At 61.1% G+C, this 15,367-nt stretch carries 16 protein-coding genes and 1 tRNA gene; 5 read left to right on the plus strand and 12 right to left on the minus strand.

The window, feature by feature from the left end:
* Positions 1 to 65 precede the first annotated feature (65 nt).
* The 7 genes from AB8B20_RS13795 to AB8B20_RS13825 all read right to left on the minus strand — a co-directional run bounded on the left by AB8B20_RS13795 (position 66) and on the right by AB8B20_RS13825 (position 5,958).
* The gene (locus tag AB8B20_RS13795; protein WP_068734774.1) at positions 66 to 533 is read right to left on the minus strand and encodes an arsenate-mycothiol transferase ArsC; all 468 of its coding nucleotides are present in this window, start codon (positions 531 to 533) and stop codon (positions 66 to 68) included.
* A 6-nt stretch (positions 534 to 539) separates the two neighbouring features.
* Positions 540 to 1,037 carry a UPF0262 family protein gene (locus AB8B20_RS13800; RefSeq protein WP_089266102.1) on the minus strand — a complete coding sequence of 166 codons (498 nt, stop codon included), beginning with the start codon at positions 1,035 to 1,037 and terminating at the stop codon, positions 540 to 542.
* Positions 1,034 to 2,329 (minus strand): histidinol dehydrogenase, encoded by a 1,296-nt coding sequence (gene hisD / locus AB8B20_RS13805; RefSeq protein WP_439072906.1) that lies wholly within the window; start codon positions 2,327 to 2,329, stop codon positions 1,034 to 1,036. Before hisD ends, AB8B20_RS13800 begins: the two co-directional genes overlap by 4 nt.
* Positions 2,330 to 2,432: 103 nt before the next feature.
* Positions 2,433 to 2,879, minus strand: a complete 447-nt coding sequence (locus AB8B20_RS13810; RefSeq protein ID WP_089266100.1) for a DUF2948 family protein — start codon at positions 2,877 to 2,879, stop codon at positions 2,433 to 2,435.
* Positions 2,880 to 2,900: 21 nt separating this feature from the next.
* Positions 2,901 to 4,190: a UDP-N-acetylglucosamine 1-carboxyvinyltransferase gene (gene murA, locus AB8B20_RS13815; protein WP_093756957.1), complete on the minus strand. Its 1,290-nt coding sequence runs from the start codon at positions 4,188 to 4,190 to the stop codon at positions 2,901 to 2,903.
* Positions 4,191 to 4,316: 126 nt separating this feature from the next.
* A complete protein-coding gene (locus tag AB8B20_RS13820) occupies positions 4,317 to 4,982 on the minus strand; it encodes an epimerase (RefSeq protein WP_439072907.1) in 666 nt (221 codons plus the stop codon).
* A 40-nt stretch (positions 4,983 to 5,022) separates the two neighbouring features.
* Positions 5,023 to 5,958, minus strand: a complete 936-nt coding sequence (locus AB8B20_RS13825) for an SDR family oxidoreductase (protein WP_439072908.1) — start codon at positions 5,956 to 5,958, stop codon at positions 5,023 to 5,025.
* 101 nt (positions 5,959 to 6,059) lie between these two features.
* Here AB8B20_RS13825 and AB8B20_RS13830 point away from each other — a divergent pair, with 101 nt between their 5' ends.
* The gene (locus tag AB8B20_RS13830; RefSeq protein WP_439072909.1) at positions 6,060 to 6,731 is read left to right on the plus strand and encodes a TetR/AcrR family transcriptional regulator; all 672 of its coding nucleotides are present in this window, start codon (positions 6,060 to 6,062) and stop codon (positions 6,729 to 6,731) included.
* Positions 6,732 to 6,762: 31 nt separating this feature from the next.
* On the opposite strand, the gene AB8B20_RS13835 is transcribed toward AB8B20_RS13830, so the two are convergent.
* The 5 genes from AB8B20_RS13835 to AB8B20_RS13855 form a co-directional block, all read right to left on the minus strand.
* Positions 6,763 to 7,269 (minus strand): hypothetical protein, encoded by a 507-nt coding sequence (locus AB8B20_RS13835; protein ID WP_439072910.1) that lies wholly within the window; start codon positions 7,267 to 7,269, stop codon positions 6,763 to 6,765.
* A gap of 149 nt (positions 7,270 to 7,418) precedes the next feature.
* Positions 7,419 to 8,342, minus strand: coding sequence for an alpha/beta fold hydrolase (locus tag AB8B20_RS13840; protein ID WP_439072911.1), 924 nt, complete (start codon positions 8,340 to 8,342; stop codon positions 7,419 to 7,421).
* 41 nt (positions 8,343 to 8,383) lie between these two features.
* Positions 8,384 to 8,692, minus strand: a complete 309-nt coding sequence (locus AB8B20_RS13845) for a UBP-type zinc finger domain-containing protein (RefSeq protein ID WP_439072912.1) — start codon at positions 8,690 to 8,692, stop codon at positions 8,384 to 8,386.
* Between the two features lie 20 nt (positions 8,693 to 8,712).
* On the minus strand, positions 8,713 to 10,422 hold the full coding sequence (locus AB8B20_RS13850; protein ID WP_315843663.1) for an FAD-dependent oxidoreductase: 1,710 nt from the start codon (positions 10,420 to 10,422) through the stop codon (positions 8,713 to 8,715).
* 35 nt (positions 10,423 to 10,457) lie between these two features.
* Entirely contained in the window at positions 10,458 to 10,679 is a 222-nt protein-coding gene (locus AB8B20_RS13855) for a hypothetical protein (protein WP_439072913.1), read from the minus strand.
* A gap of 81 nt (positions 10,680 to 10,760) precedes the next feature.
* On the opposite strand from AB8B20_RS13855, the gene AB8B20_RS13860 reads away from it, so the two are divergent.
* The 4 genes from AB8B20_RS13860 to AB8B20_RS13875 all read left to right on the plus strand — a co-directional run bounded on the left by AB8B20_RS13860 (position 10,761) and on the right by AB8B20_RS13875 (position 15,070).
* The gene (locus tag AB8B20_RS13860) at positions 10,761 to 10,913 is read left to right on the plus strand and encodes a hypothetical protein (RefSeq protein WP_439072914.1); all 153 of its coding nucleotides are present in this window, start codon (positions 10,761 to 10,763) and stop codon (positions 10,911 to 10,913) included.
* A gap of 90 nt (positions 10,914 to 11,003) precedes the next feature.
* Positions 11,004 to 11,078 (plus strand) — tRNA-Thr (locus AB8B20_RS13865).
* A 496-nt stretch (positions 11,079 to 11,574) separates the two neighbouring features.
* Complete coding sequence (locus AB8B20_RS13870) at positions 11,575 to 12,648, plus strand: AAA family ATPase (protein WP_439072915.1); 1,074 nt, start codon at positions 11,575 to 11,577, stop codon at positions 12,646 to 12,648.
* Positions 12,554 to 15,070 (plus strand): S8 family serine peptidase, encoded by a 2,517-nt coding sequence (locus AB8B20_RS13875; protein WP_439072916.1) that lies wholly within the window; start codon positions 12,554 to 12,556, stop codon positions 15,068 to 15,070. The genes AB8B20_RS13870 and AB8B20_RS13875 overlap by 95 nt, the downstream gene beginning before the upstream one ends.
* Positions 15,071 to 15,367: the final 297 nt, after the last annotated feature.

Consider the following 15,367-nt stretch of genomic DNA (forward strand, 5'->3'; position numbering starts at 1 on the left):
TGATCCTGGAAATGCGGCCGGAACCTATCGGAAGGGCTCTGCTTCGACAACCGCGGTGCGGTTATTTAACCGCTGGCAGCGCCGCCTTTGGCGAAACGTTTGCGAATCCGCAGCAGCAGCCCATCGCAGACCTCGCGATAGGCCGCCAGTTTCTGGTCGCGGTTACCTTCGGTTCCCGTGGGATCCACCGTCGGCCAGTATTCGACCTCGGCGGCATCGGTGCGTGTCAGATCCAGCGCCTTGTGATGCGCCTCCGGCGACAACGTGATGATGAGATCGAAATTGAGCCCTTCCCAGTCTTCGAGTTCCTCGAAGGTCATGGGCTTGTGTCTGGAGATGTCCTGGCCGAGTTCGGCCATCACGGCCACTGCGAAAGGATCGAGCTCGCCCTTCTTCACCCCGGCGGATTTCACATACAGCGCCTGCGGAAACATCTGCTGCAGCAGGCTGGCGGCCATCGGCGAGCGCACGCTATTCTGGCCGCAGGCAAACAACACCGCCTGCGGCGTACGCGCGCGTGGCGGCGCGGCCATCAGCGACTAGCCTTTCCAATGAAGGACAGAGATCAACGTAAAAAGCCGCCGCGACGTTTCGAAATCGACGCGCACCTTGCCGGCCAATCGTTCCTGCAGCGTCCGCGAGCCTTCGTCATGGATGCCGCGGCGGCCCATGTCGATGGCCTCGATCTTGTCGGGCGTAGCAGTGCGAATCGCCTGATAGTAGCTGTCGCAGATCATGAAGTAGTCCTTCACAATGCGGCGGAACGGCCCCAGCGACAGAAGGTGCGCGACGACCGGCGTGCCGTCCTCGCGGCGGATGTCGAACATCAGCCGGCTGCCGGTGATGCCGATATGCAGCGTAAACGGGCCGACATGCGCGCCTTCCGGCGCAAACAGATTCTGCTCGATCAGGTCATAAATCGCGATCGCACGCTCATGCTCGATATCCGGCCCGGAACGGCCGATCGATTCCTCATCGAGCGTCACCGCGACGATGCGGTTGTTGCTGTCATCCTCTGGTGGAGGGGCATTACTCATCGCAAATTGAGGCGCAATCCGACCGAACGTGCGTGGGCATCGAGGCCTTCGGCCTTGCCCAGCGTCATCGCAGCCGGTCCCAGCGCCCGCAGCTGATCCGGCCCGCACTTCAGGATCGATGTTCGCTTCATGAAGTCAAGTACGCCGAGGCCCGAGGAGAACCGCGCCGAGCGCGCCGTCGGCAGCACGTGGTTCGAGCCGCCGACATAGTCGCCGATCGCTTCCGGCGTATGGCCGCCGAGGAAGATGGCGCCGGCATTGCGTATCTTGAGCGAGAACGCCTCAGGATCGGCCGTCATGATTTCGAGATGCTCGGCGGCAATGGCATTGGCGAGCGGCACGGCGTCATCGAGCGCCTGCACCAGAATGATCGCGCCATATTCGTCCCACGACGCGCGCGCGATGTCCGCGCGCGGCAGCGTGGTGAGCTGCGCTTCGACCGCGCGCGCGACATTGTCGGCCAGTGACTTGCTGTCGGTGATCAGAATCGACTGCGCATTGACGTCGTGCTCGGCCTGCGCGAGGAGATCCGCCGCAATCCAGTCGGCATTGGCGGTATCGTCGGCGATGACCAGGACTTCCGACGGACCGGCGATCATGTCGATGCCGACCTTGCCGAACACCTGGCGCTTGGCAGCGGCCACATAGGCATTGCCGGGACCGACGATCTTGGCCACCGGCGCGATGGTCGCGGTGCCGTAAGCGAGCGCGGCCACGGCCTGCGCGCCGCCGACGCGGTAGATTTCGGAGACGCCACCGAGCTTTGCGGCGGCCAGCACCAGCGGGTTGAGCTTGCCGTCCGGCGACGGCACCACCATCACCACGCGCTCGACGCCGGCGACCCTGGCCGGCACGGCATTCATCAGCACCGACGATGGATAGGCGGCGGTGCCGCCGGGCACATAGAGACCGACAGCTTCAATGGCGCTCCAGCGCCAGCCAAGCTCGACTCCGAGCGCATCGGTGAAGCGGTCGTCCTTGGGCAGCTGGCGCTTGTGAAACAGCTCGATGCGGTCGCGGGCGAACGTCAGGGCCTCGACGGTCTCTGCGTCGCAGGCGGCCACGGCGGCATCGATCTCGGCAGGAGTCACGCGCAGAGCCGAGGCCTTGAGGTCGAGCCGGTCAAACTTGCGGGTGGCCTCCAGCAGCGCTGCGTCGCCGCGAGCGGCGACATCGTCGACAATGGCGCGGGTGGCCGCCTCGATATCGGCCGCGACTTCGCGCTTCATGGTCAGGAAGGCATTGAAGCGCTGGGTGAAATCGGCGCTGGCGGTATCGATACGAATTGGCATTCTGGTGTTCCGGCGGGGCCTTGCCGGCCAAGGCCCCCTGCTCAATGGCGCGGCGACAAAGGGCCGTCAACCCTGTGCTGCCATGGAAACGATGAATAGCGGATCAGGCGTCCAGACCGGAGGCCTCGGTGCCGGCATCGCTGGTCAGATCGTCCGGGCCGAGATCGGCCAGTTCGACCTCGAGACACTCGACATCCAGCCGGAGTGCGCCCCCACCGGCGAAGATCAGGACGACGCTACCGCCAGGAGGCTCGGCGGCATGGAATTCGATGCCGAACAGTTCCAGCGCGATGTCGGGCGTTTCGAGATCGATATCGCGGGACTTGCAGGCCAGCACGCGGTCGAAGCGCAGCGCCGAGACCAGCCGGCGCGGCGTGACTTCCCCTGAAATCGTCTGATCCCAGTCGAGCCGGCTCATGCCGACCACGAGCCGCTTCTCGCTCTGCCGCCAGATAATGTCGCCGACATTGACAGCCGCATCCTGAACATGCGCGGAAATCACCGCGAGGTCGTCGGCATCCAGTGCAATCAGCTTGCGTTGACCCGTCACGGCGACCCCTTTGAGAGAATCCTATCCGCTGATGCGCTCGATGGTAGCGCCGCAGGCGGACAGCTTTTCCTCGAGCCGCTCGAAGCCGCGATCGAGATGATAGATGCGGTTGACCATGGTCTCGCCTTCCGCGACGAGGCCGGCGATCACCAGAGAGACCGAGGCGCGCAGATCGGTCGCCATCACGGGCGCGCCGCGCAGCTTGGCCGTACCGTCGATGGTCGCGGTTTCACCGTCGAGGTGAATTCGCGCGCCGAAGCGTGCCAGCTCCTGCACATGCATGAAGCGGTTCTCGAAAATTGTCTCGGTGATATGCGAGGAGCCCGTGGCTGTCGTCATCAGCGCCATGAGTTGCGCCTGCAGATCGGTCGGAAAGCCGGGGAATGGCGCTGTCGACACGTTCACCGGCTTGATACCCGCGCCGTTGCGCGAGATGCGGATGCCGTCGTTGTTCGGCGTCACCGTCGCGCCGGCCTCGACCAGTACGTCGAGCGCCGACTGTAGCAATTCAGGCCGTGCGCCTGAAAGTTGCACATCGCCGCCGGTCATGGCCACGGCCATGGCATAGGTGCCAGTCTCGATACGATCCGGCAGCACGGTGTGGCGCGTGCCATTCAGCTTGGCCACGCCCTCGATCGTGATCGTCGTGGTGCCGGCGCCGGAGATGCGCGCGCCCATCTTGTTCAGGCAGTCGGCGACGTCGACGATTTCCGGCTCGCACGCCGCGTTGTTGATAATGGTCGTGCCCTTGGCCAGCGTCGCGGCCATCAGCGCGACATGGGTGCCGGAGACGGTGACCTTGGCGAAATCGATCTCGGCGCCCTTGAGGCCGCCGGGGGCTTTGGCGATCACGTAGCCGCCGTCGATGGTCAGCTCGGCGCCGAGCTTCTCCAGCGCCATGATCAAGAGATCCACCGGGCGGGTGCCGATGGCGCAGCCGCCGGGCAGAGATACCTTGGCTTCGTGCATGCGCGCCAGCAGCGGCGCGATCACCCAGAAGGAGGCGCGCATCTTCGAGACCAACTCATAGGGCGCTGTCGTGTCGATGATGTTGGCGGCGGAGATATGCAGGGTCTGGCCCTGATATTCATGGTCGCCCGGGCGCTTGCCGGCCGACATGATGTCCACACCGTGATTGCCGAGGATGCGCTGCAACTGCGCGACGTCGGCCAGACGCGGCACGTTGTCGAGAATCAGCGTCTCGTCGGTTAACAGACCGGCGATCATCAATGGCAGCGCCGCGTTCTTGGCGCCCGAAATCGGGATCGTGCCATTGAGTTTGCTGCCGCCGACGATGCGAATGCGATCCATACCGATTCCCGCTGATTGCTGTGCCCTGACTATAGGGCGGATGGCCTCTTTAAAGCAAAAGCGTCGAAATTTGCGGTTTTTCGATGAGGCCGGCAGCAAATCTGAAAAAGGGCCGAATCGGCCCATTTACACACCGACTAGGTTGATATCAGGCGTCTCAAGAATGGGCTTGGAATAGCCGTTGCGAACCACACGGATCATGGCGCGGCCGACTTTCTCCGTCGTGGTGACGTATTTTGGCGCGATCCGGACCAGCAGCGCCCAGAGAGGCGCGGTCGCGGTATAGATCGCCTGAACCCACGCCGTCTTCGAGCGCACACCGTGCAGCGGCTGGATGCCACCGGGGCGAAACATATAGGCCGCCTTGAACGGCAGCTTGAGCAGGTCGTTCTCGGTCTTGCCCTTGACCCGTGCCCACATCACGCTGCCCTGCTCGGTGCTGTCGGTGCTCTGGCCGGTCACGTAGACGAAGGTCATGCCAGGATTGAGCCGCGCCAGCGTGTTCGCCACCGCGAGGGTGATGTCGTAGGTGATCCGGCGATAGTCCGGCTCGCTCATGCCCAGCGAAGAGACCCCGAGGCAAAACAGGCAGGCGTCATAGCCCGTCAGGTCAGGCGCGATGGCCGACAGATCAAAAAGATCAGTATGCGTGATCTCACGCAGTTTGGCATTGCGCTGGCCAGTCGCACTGCGGCCGACCACGAGCACCGCCTCGACATCGGGATCGAGCAGGCATTCGCGCAGCGCGCCTTGCCCGACCATGCCGGTCGCACCGAACAGAATGACTTTCATGAGACTTCCTTTGGATGACTGACAGTCGATCGCGACGCAATCAGGCGGCAATTGCGACCTGATCAAACGACGTGCCGGTGAGCGCAGCTGAGACCTCCCACAGCCGCGCGCCGACGGCGGCATCCTGAGCTCGCGGCATGATCTTCGCGGGAGCCGGCGGCCCCTTCATTTCGTAGACGCCGTTCGGGCCGTAATAGCCAGCTGGCTTCGCATCGGGTGAGGTGGCTGCAAACAATGTCGGCAAGGCACCGGCGGCGGCTGAATGGCTCAGCGGACGCAGCAACCGGCTTCCGAGCCCCATCAAGCCACCTCTGCCGGGGCCGTTCGGAATGAGATCGGTGAGCGCGAAACCGGGATGCGCGGCATTGCTCATCAGACCCCAGCCCGCGGCATCGCTGCGCCGCTGCAACTCGATCGCGAAGATCAGCATCGCGAGCTTCGACTGCTGATAGGCTTTCCACGGCTTGTAGAATGTCGCGCCCTGAAGATCGTCGAAATCGATGAGGCCCGAACGATGCGCAAGACTGCTGAGATTGACCACACGCGGCGCCTTGTTGCGGCGAAGCACCGGGAGCAGACGCGCCGTGAGCGCATAGTGACCGAGATAATTGGTACCGAGCTGCATCTCGAAGCCGTCGGCGGTGGTCTGGCGCGTCGGCAGCGCCATAACGCCGGCATTATTAATCAGCAGATCAAGCGACGCGTACATCGCATCGAAACGGCGCGCGAAAGTAGCGACGGCGTCCAGGCTGGCGAGATCGAGGTGCTCATAGCTGATGATCGCGTCGGGATGTCGCTCGCAGATGCGCTCAATCGCAGCGCTCCCCTTGGTGTCGCTACGGCCGGTCAGCACCACTTCGGCGCCGGCTCCCGCAAGCGCCATTGCCGTCTCGAAGCCGAGGCCGCCTGTCGCCCCGGTCACCACGGCCAGTTTGCCGGTCATGGGCGGAATATGGTCGATGCTCCAGTCCGTCATGCTTATATCTCCCCAGGATCGAGAATCGTTGCGCGGCGCGGCCGCCGGACATAAATGTGCACTCAGTGCAAACTTGCAATAGGTGCAGATCGAGGATTGTTGTGACCGCCAGGATGCCGGCTAAGCCGAGGAAAACAGAAGCGGAATCGGTTGCGGCACCTGCTGCGCCGCCGACCGGCCTGCGCGAAAGGAAGCGCCAGCAGACGCGAGAGCGGCTCACCAAGGTCGCGATGGAGCTGTTTCTTAAGCGCGGTTTCGAGGAAACGACGCTGGACGACATTGCGGCCGCCGCAGAGATCTCGCGCCGCAGCTTCTTCCATTATTTCGCGTCGAAGGAAGACCTCGTGCTGGCGTGGCAGGATGCCAGCACGGATTTCCTTGTGGCCGCGATCACCGCAAGGCCCGCGGACGAGCCGATGCTGCTGGCCGCGGAAAATGCTTTGCTCTCGATGGCACAGCAGCTCGAGAGCTCCGAGGCGATCGCCATTGCGCGATTGAAGCACGGCAATCCCGCGCTGCGCGCGCGCGACCACGTGAAATACGAAAAGATGGAGCGCGCCATCGCTGCCGCGCTCGGCAACCGCGCCAAAGACAAATCCGGGCAATTGCAGGCGCGGCTGGTCGCCATGATCACGACAGGCGCGATGCGGATCGGCGGCGAGATCTGGCTGGCGCAGGACGCAGGCGAAAGACCCGAGGCGCTTGTGAAGCGCACCTTCGGCGAGATACGGGCGATCCTTCGGGAATCGCCCGCCCGAAAAGGCAAAGCCTAGCGGCTATCGGCGGGAGATCGCCGCCCGGCGGTCAGGCGAAGCCGGCCGGCAGCGGGCGAAACTTCCTGATCGCAAGGAAGGTCGTGACGACGAAGAACACCAGCACGATGCCCTGAACGATCGCAAAAGGCGGCTCACTCGGCGGCACGCTCGGTGCCAGCGCATGCAGCGGCGGGACCTTCAGGAAGCTCTGGATCACCAGCACGAACACATTGAGATAAAGCGAGATCATCGCGGTCAGCACGTAAATCCAGCGCCAGCGCCCCGCCAGCTTCTGGCCGTACAGCGCCAGACAGGCGACTGCCAGCAGCACCAGCGAAATGATGCCGATGACATGCGACGGCAGCAGTTTTTCGACCGGAAAGAAGAAGCCGGTCACGCTGGTCAGGATCGTCGTCAGCAAAAACAGACCGGTCCAGCCGGGCATCGGCTTTGACTTCAACAACCCGACCATTGCGACCAAGCCAGCAACAATTCCGATCAGGCTGACCACCACATGAAGCAACGTGAACGTTGCCAAGCTCATTCCTAGGACCATGATGCACCCCTGCTTTAGAACTTTTCAAATCTTAGGGTGCAGCGCGGGAACTTGCCAATAGTTTTTGGCTGATAGTCATCATATAGATTTGCGTGCAAGGCGCCGTTTCGTTCAAGACTTTCGCGTTCGATCAATAGAGCCGCGAAATCCTACTTGTTGAGAAACTCAACCAGTTTCGGGATCACCTGATCGGGGGCTTCTTCCATCAGCCAATGGCCTGAGCCTTTGACGATAACGCCGTCCACATTGCTGGCGACAAGGCGCCCTTGCTCGATCAGGAAAGACCCACCGGCCTTCTCACCGGAGAGAACCAGCATCGGCATTGGCAGTTTGGTCTTGGCAAGTTCGGCAAACTCGGCGGCATCTTTCTCAAAAGCGCGGAAGACCTCGAAACCGGCTGCCATATGGCCGGGCTTCGCATAGGCCTTGGCGTAAAACACGCGGTCCTTTTCCGGCACCGACTTCTTCGGGTTCGCGGCGAAATCATTCCAGAAGTGCTCAAGGTAAATGCGCTCGCGGCCCGCGACTAGCGCCAGCGGCGTCTTGCCGTAGAAATGGAAGTGCCAGAGGTCGCGCAACAGCCAGACATGCGTCCAGTCGCCAACACCAGGCAAAAAGGCATCCATCAACGCGATACGATCGACTTCGCTCGGATATTGCGCAGCGTAGGCATAGGCGACCATCAGACCGATGTCGTGGCCGACAATTTTCACCTTGGGATATTTCAGGCCGGCCACCAGCGCATGGATATCGCGTGCCATCGCCGCTTTGGTGTAGCCATCAGCCGGCGCGTCGGAATCGCCGAAGCCACGCAGATCCGGCGCGATCACCGTATGACTGGCCGCAAGTTTCGCGATCAGCGGGCGCCACATATGGCTGGTCTCGGCATAGCCATGCAGCAGCACGATCGGATCGCCCTTGCCCGCAATGAGATAATGCAGCTTGACGCCGTTGATGGTGGCGAAGCGGCTTTGCGGAGCTTGCGCTGAAGCGGATACGGGGAGAAACGGCGCTGCCAGGACGGCCAGCAGCACACCCAACAAAGCCCGGCGTCCGATCGTAAAAATGTGCATGAAGTCCCCACTGAAACGTCGCCCGCGTCGGGACGATTGTCTCAGTAGTAGCGCGGAATCGGCCCGTTGTGCGGGGTCTTTCGATCCGACAAATCGAACATGACTTCGTCGACATAGCACCAGCCCCAGCCTTCGGGCGGATCGTAGCCTTCGATGATCGGATGCTTCGTGGCGTGGAAATGCTTGGTCGCGTGCTTGTTCGGGGAGTCGTCGCAGCAGCCGACGTGACCGCAGGTCCGGCAGATCCGCAAGTGCACCCACATACTGCCCGTTTTCAGGCATTCATCGCAACCGAGTGCGCTGGGTGTCACATCGCGAATGCCGGAAATATGCGTGCAACCTTTCGGCATGATGATCTCCCGTTATGAGCTCAAAGGGTTGGCGTGGCCGTATCGCCGAGAAAACCATGCAGCGCCGCCACCACCTGGGCGCCCTCGCCGATCGCGCCACCGACACGCTTCACCGAACCCGAGCGCACATCACCGACCGCAAAGACACCGGACACCGACGTCTCCAGCGCCTGCACGCTGCGGCCATTGGCGGGAATGCCGGTGATGATGAAGCCATGACGATCGAGGGTGACGCCGCAATCCGCCAGCCATTCGGTGGCGGGATCGGCGCCGACGAACAGGAACAGATTGCGGATGTCAGCGCAGGACTCCTCGCCGGACAGCCGACTACGGGTACAGATCCGTTCGAGCCCCGCCTCCTGCGTCCCCTCCAACGCCACGACTTCGGTGTTGAAGACCAGCTCGATATTCGGTGTCGCCTCGATGCGTTCGATCAGATAGCGCGACATGCTGGCGCCGAGGCCGCCGCCGCGGATCACCATATGCACCTTGTTGGCCTGGCTCGCGAGAAACACCGCCGCCTGACCTGCCGAATTGCCACCGCCGACCAGGTAGATTTCCTGCTCCCTGCAGAGCCGCGCCTCGATCGGCGACGCCCAGTACCAGACGCCGCGACCTTCGAAATCGGCGAGCCGCTCGATATCCGGCCGGCGATAGCGTGCGCCCGATGCCACCACGATGGCCTTGGCACGCATGACATCGCCGTCGTCAAGTTCAAGAGCGAACAGTCCGTCCTTGCGTGAACAGTCCAGCGACTTCACGGCCGCCGGGATCATGATATCGGCGCCGAACTTCTGCGCCTGATTGAAAGCACGCGCCGTGAGTGCCATCCCGGAGATGCCGGTGGGGAAGCCGAGATAGTTCTCGATCCGCGCGCTGGCGCCGGCCTGTCCTCCGAATGATTTGGCATCGCACACCGCGATCGACAGGCCTTCGGACGCGCCATACACCGCGGTGGACAGGCCCGCAGGTCCGCTGCCGACGATGGCAACGTCATAGGTCTTGCCCTTGGCGATATGGCTGATCATGCCCATCGCGCGAGCGAGTTCGGAGAATGACGGATTGCGCAGCACCGTGCCGTCGGCCACCACCACCAGCGGCAGATCCTCCGGCGACGGCGTGTAGCGCGCGATCAGATCGGCGGCGTCCTTGTCCGTTGCTGGGTCGAGCAGATGATGCGGATAACCGTTGCGGGAGAGGAAGCCCTGCAGGCGGATCACATCGCTGGAATTGGCTGCGCCGATGAAAGCCGGACCGCCGGCGCTGCCCTGCAGGAGGTTCACCCGACGCAGGATCAGCGCGCGCATGATGCGCTCGCCCAGATCCGCTTCCGCGATCAGCAGTGCGCGCAGCCGTTCCGGCGGAATCAGCAGCGTCTCGACATCGCCTTCAGCATGACCGTCAACCAGCGCGACGCGGCCCGACAGTTGCGCGATCTCGGCGACGAACTGTCCGGTGCACTGATCGGCCACCGGCGTGATACGGCCGAAACCGTCGCGCTGGGTGATCGTCACATGTCCGGACAACACCACGAACATGCCGGGACCGGGCTTGCCGGTCTCGAACAGGCAATCGCCATCCTTATAATGCCGGATCTCACCGAAGCGGCGCATCCGCTCGATCTCCGCCGCCGTCAGCACGGGAAAAGTCTGATCGTGACGCGGCAGCGCCGCCCGCGGCGCGTAGGCCGGCAGCTCGGCGCTGGATGATGCCTGGGATTCTGATGACATTTAAACTCGCATGCTCACGCGGCGGACAGGTGCCATCAATCCCGATCGGGATCGACGGGTCTTGAACAGAAGTCCTGTATCTTATCGGCATCCGATGACGCCTCGACTGCGACGACATCGCCGGCCTGACTGGCGCGCCCGCGCATTTGCACCTTCCGGCGCTTGAGATTTTCACGCAGCGCCTGGCGCAGCCTGTCCTGACGGGCAGTTGCACTTTCCTTGGCGGGTTTGCTCGGCTTATCGGTCATGGCTGTCATGGTCGATCGAATGGCGTGCACAGATGCGCCAGATTGGATCCTGTGACCCCATACATAACCGCCTTCAACGGATCACGCGAGATGATCGACTTCGAGGTGATGATCCGCCCAATGAAGGCTCTGCCGGCGGCTATCGAGGCCATGGGGAACCGGATCGACTCGCCAATGGCGAAGCGCAAGGCGGCTGCAACCGCAACAGGCCGACCACACCCCTGTTATAATGATGCATTCTAAGTGCCACCCGCGCTTGCGCCGCCCGTGACCTTGTGGCAAGGATCGCCCCGCTTGGTAGGCGCCCTCGAGGCTGATTCCTGCACCCAGCATGCTGCCGTAGCTCAGTGGTAGAGCACTCCATTGGTAATGGAGAGGTCGACAGTTCAATCCTGTCTGGCAGCACCATTTTTCTCAGTGTTTTCTAACATTTAGGCTTTCTTCCCACATTTGCTTCCCACATAGCACATTCGGGACCTCAGCGCTGATTCCGCTCAGAAGCGCGTGAGGGTGCGCGCCTATCGCCCCCGACAGTCTTTTTTCGCGTGCAGCGCTTGTGGAGGCCGGGAACCGGCGTTCTCAACACCGTTCTGCTTTACGTTTTTGCCCGTTGAGGCGGCCGGCCACGATCAAAACTGAAGCGCAAAAGCCTCACTCCGGAGAAAAGTGGGTCGGTGCCCTCGGGCTCGACTTGAGTCGAGTGTTGAGCTCAAGATTATAGGCGCCATGTCGCTGCCTCGTCGAAACAGGGTTTCCGGTGCATTAACCGTTAGAAAATATGCTCGACAGCCGAAGCGCTGTCATGACGTCCACTTCAGGGAACGCCGTTCGCCCTTCTGTTGTTCACAGACTACCGCTGCCTGTAGCCGTGCGTTCCCGCAAACATCCGTATAGGCTGCCGATCATGGCCAAGAGCGATCTTCTTATTTCCCTGGTTCGCGCTGGCGTGTCCGGCGACAAGCCGATGCTGCGATCAACGGTCGAAGCTTTAGTGGCAGACGAACGCGCAAAAAGCCATCACGGGTTAGCGGATCGTCTTGAGCGGGTGCTGCAGACGGTTTCCGTTACGCCTCCCAGCTTGGTGACGTCGCAGCGATCGCCTTATGCATCTGGCAAAGACACCATTCTTGAAGTGACCCCTAGGGTTTCTCTTGATGACCTGATCCTCCCGCTACCGGCCAAGGCCGAGGGGATGCAGTTGATCGAAGAGCACGCTCGGGCTGACGTCCTTCGCGCAAACGGTTTTGAACCGAGACACCGCGTGCTCCTGTCGGGCCCTCCCGGAAACGGCAAGACCTCGTTCGCCGAAGCGATCGCGGAAGGGCTCTCACTTCCATTCTTCGTGGTTCGGTACGACGCCCTCGTGGGCAGCTATTTAGGCGAGACGAACGCCCGCCTTCGCGCTTTATTTGATTACGCTCGGACACAAGCCTGCGTTTTATTTTTTGACGAGTTTGACGCAATCGGCAAAGAACGGGGGGATGACCACGAAACTGGCGAGATAAAGCGGGTCGTATCGTTCCTGTTGATGCAGATCGACAAGTTGCCGAGCTACGTCCTGACGATCGCGGCGACCAATCACGCCGAACTACTCGACCGCGCCGTATGGCGCAGATTTCAACTCAAGATAGCATTTCCGGCGCCACAACTTTCAGAGATTGCAGCTTACATCGATCGCATATATACCGGCTGGCCAGACCGTCCAAATTATTCAGCTGCCGAGATCGCTCATAACCTTCAGGCTACGTCATACGCGGAAGTTCTCGACTTCTGTCAGAACGTTCGCAGAAGGCAGATACTTAGTCTCGGTGGCACATCGATTGATTCCGCGATCAAAACCGAACTTGAGTTCTGGTCCGCGCGAGTGAAACCAGAGAACCTTAATGGCAATCGACCCAACGAAACCATTGCTTCAAGTAAAGCCGGGCGAGCCAACCACAAAGCCCACCGGAAGACAGCGCAACATAAAGAGGCCTGACCAGTACAGTGTCGCGGCTCAGAACGCCAACTTTGGCCCTCGTTTCCGCCGCCTAGAACAAGTTCTTTCGCGCGATCCAGCTGGATTGACCTTACAGGCCGACCCTGCAGCACTGGCGCCTGAACGCCTGTTGGTATTCGAAGTTCGCGGAGAAATCAGCACATTTGCGAATGCGATCCGAAAGGTCCCTGGCCTGGAGTTGATCGACGAAGAAGAGCTGGAAGCCGACGATGTGGATAAAAAACCCGAAGCCTATCTGCTAGTCCCAGACGCCGCCGCATTGCAAAGCATTCTATCGCTTTGGAAGCGGTGGGTGGCCGGCCAACCGATGGCTGACGGCTTCACGCCATGGCGAGATGTTTTTGCTACACTAAAGGAGCTGAGAGTTTGGGGACCTGCCGACCGTGTCCAAGAAGGTGACCGCGAGATACTGGCGGAAGAAATAGCATTCATGAACGACGGCGATCGACTGCCCGTCGAAATAGAACTTGTCTTTCGATTGAACGATGCAGAACTCCTTGCTGAAGGCAAAGTAGTGAGCGCCATAGAAGCTGCGGGCGGCCGCATCCTCTCAAGGTGCCGGATCGACGATATCGCCTACCACGCTATCCTCGCGGAGTTGCCCGTCGAGGTCTTGCGAGCCGTTACTGAGCGCTCATCGTTGGGAATCAGCGGCATGGATCCTATCATGCACATTCGCCCTCAGAGTTTGGCGTCTACAGTAGACACCGCGGATGCATCGTTGCCACCTCCGACAGCCGCCGCTTTACCGCCGTCAAATGGCGCGCCCATTCTCGCATTGCTTGATGGTGTTCCAGTTTCGGAACACCCGCTTCTACGCGGACGCCTGACAGTGGACGATCAGTTTGAGCTTGAAGCGGCCGCCCTTGTCTCAGAGCGCACGCATGGCACTGCCATGGCGTCGCTTATTGCCCATGGTGATCGGAACAGCCCAGAGACCGCGCTGCCACGCAGTGTTCACTGCGTGCCTGTGCTTGGAGCGGGCGATCAGTTTCCGTCCGATCAATTGATCGTCGATCTGATCTACCGCGCAGTAATTGCCATGCGAGAGGGAGAAGAACCGACCGCACCAAACGTACTGATCATTAATATTTCCCTCGGTAATGCTCGAAAGCCATTCCAGGGCAGGCTCTCGCCTTGGGCACGCTTGATTGACAGGCTTGCGCATCGATACGGCATTCTGTTCTGCGTGAGCGCCGGCAATCACGGCCAACCATTCGAGATCTCTGCCGTCCCCAATATGGCGGCATTTGAGAGTACAACTCACCCTGACCGGGCAAGGCACACGCTAACGGCGCTGTCGAGTTTGATTGGTACCCGAAGACTTCTTTCGCCGTCAGAAACGGTCAACGGCATCTCCGTTGGCGCCGCAAATATTGACGCCGTAAGCGCAACTGAACGTCGAAGCGCGCGAGGCAGAGTTGACCCCTATCAGTCGATGATTGCCGCGAACCCGTCGAGCGGCCTCGGCCCTGGCTTCGCAAATAGCGTCAAGCCCGATATCCTACTGCCTGGCTCGCGCGAACATCTTCTGATGGTTAGCAGCGGCGCAACATTGTCAGTCAAGCCAAGCAGTGCAGCCCGTCCGCACGGGTTGAAAGTCGCGGCACCGCCGCGGGATGGAGCAACTAATTGGGAGCATTACACATGCGGAACAAGCGCAGCTGCTGCTTTGGCTTCGCGAACCGCCCACAGGATACATGATGGATTAGAAGCAGCTTACGGCGCTGCTTTTCTTGAGCTACCCCATCATCAGCGTGCGGCCCTACTCAAGGCGCTTCTCGTACACACCGCAACATGGCCAAATGAAAGCGCCGCACTGATAAAGTCAGTGCTCGGGCCAGCGGGCTCGAATCACGTCCGGCAGAAAGAAAACATTCGTCGGTTCGTGGGCTATGGCCTAGTCAGTCCCGACGACGCCATTAATTGTGCGTCAGATCGAGCAACATTCTGGGCAGTCGGTACCATCGGGCGCGAGAAACAATGCTCGGTCGACATTCCTCTTCCGGCTTGCATGAGCGGGAAGGCACTTCCGCATTCTATGACGGCTACCCTCGCTTGGTTCACGCCCGTGCATCCAGGTCGACAGTCATATCGCTCGGTGAGGCTTTCACTGCTAGAGCCTGACGATTTCGACCATTTGCGTGTCGAGCCCATAAAAACGCAGCCTGATATCAATCAGTCCCGCAAAGGAACGGTTTTCTCACGCCGATGGCAGGGAGATCGGGCACCAGCGCTGACTGCGAATTCATCCGTTCGACTGATTGTCCAGCGGGAGCCGGACAAAATCGATGAGTTGGTGCCGTTCGGGCTAGCCGTCTCAGTAGCTATGGCAGGCGCTGTCGAAATCTATGCCCAAGCTCAAGCGCGTGTTGGGATCCGCCCGCCTGTCAGGGTTTAGCGATGGGCTATGGGCCTATCGCGCCTGTGTCTTCGCTGGCGGTCGACCAGAACGGTGCTCAGAAGCGCGCGCCTTGGGCGTGGCCGAGGCTCTGCACGTAGGTTGCAGGACGGTCCGCCGCAGATCGTAGCGATGCGTCAGACGAAGCGGGGCGGGCGGAAATGGCGGGTCGGAAGATTCCTGCACCATCACCGAATAGACCCGTGTGAATTCGCCGCACATGACGATCAATGCGACCATACGCGACGGCGAACTTCGCGCCGTGCAAGTATACCGTACTTGGATTTGCGCGGCTTT

This window comes from Tardiphaga sp. 866_E4_N1_4, assembly GCF_052076075.1.
Taxonomy (GTDB): domain Bacteria; phylum Pseudomonadota; class Alphaproteobacteria; order Rhizobiales; family Xanthobacteraceae; genus Tardiphaga; species Tardiphaga robiniae.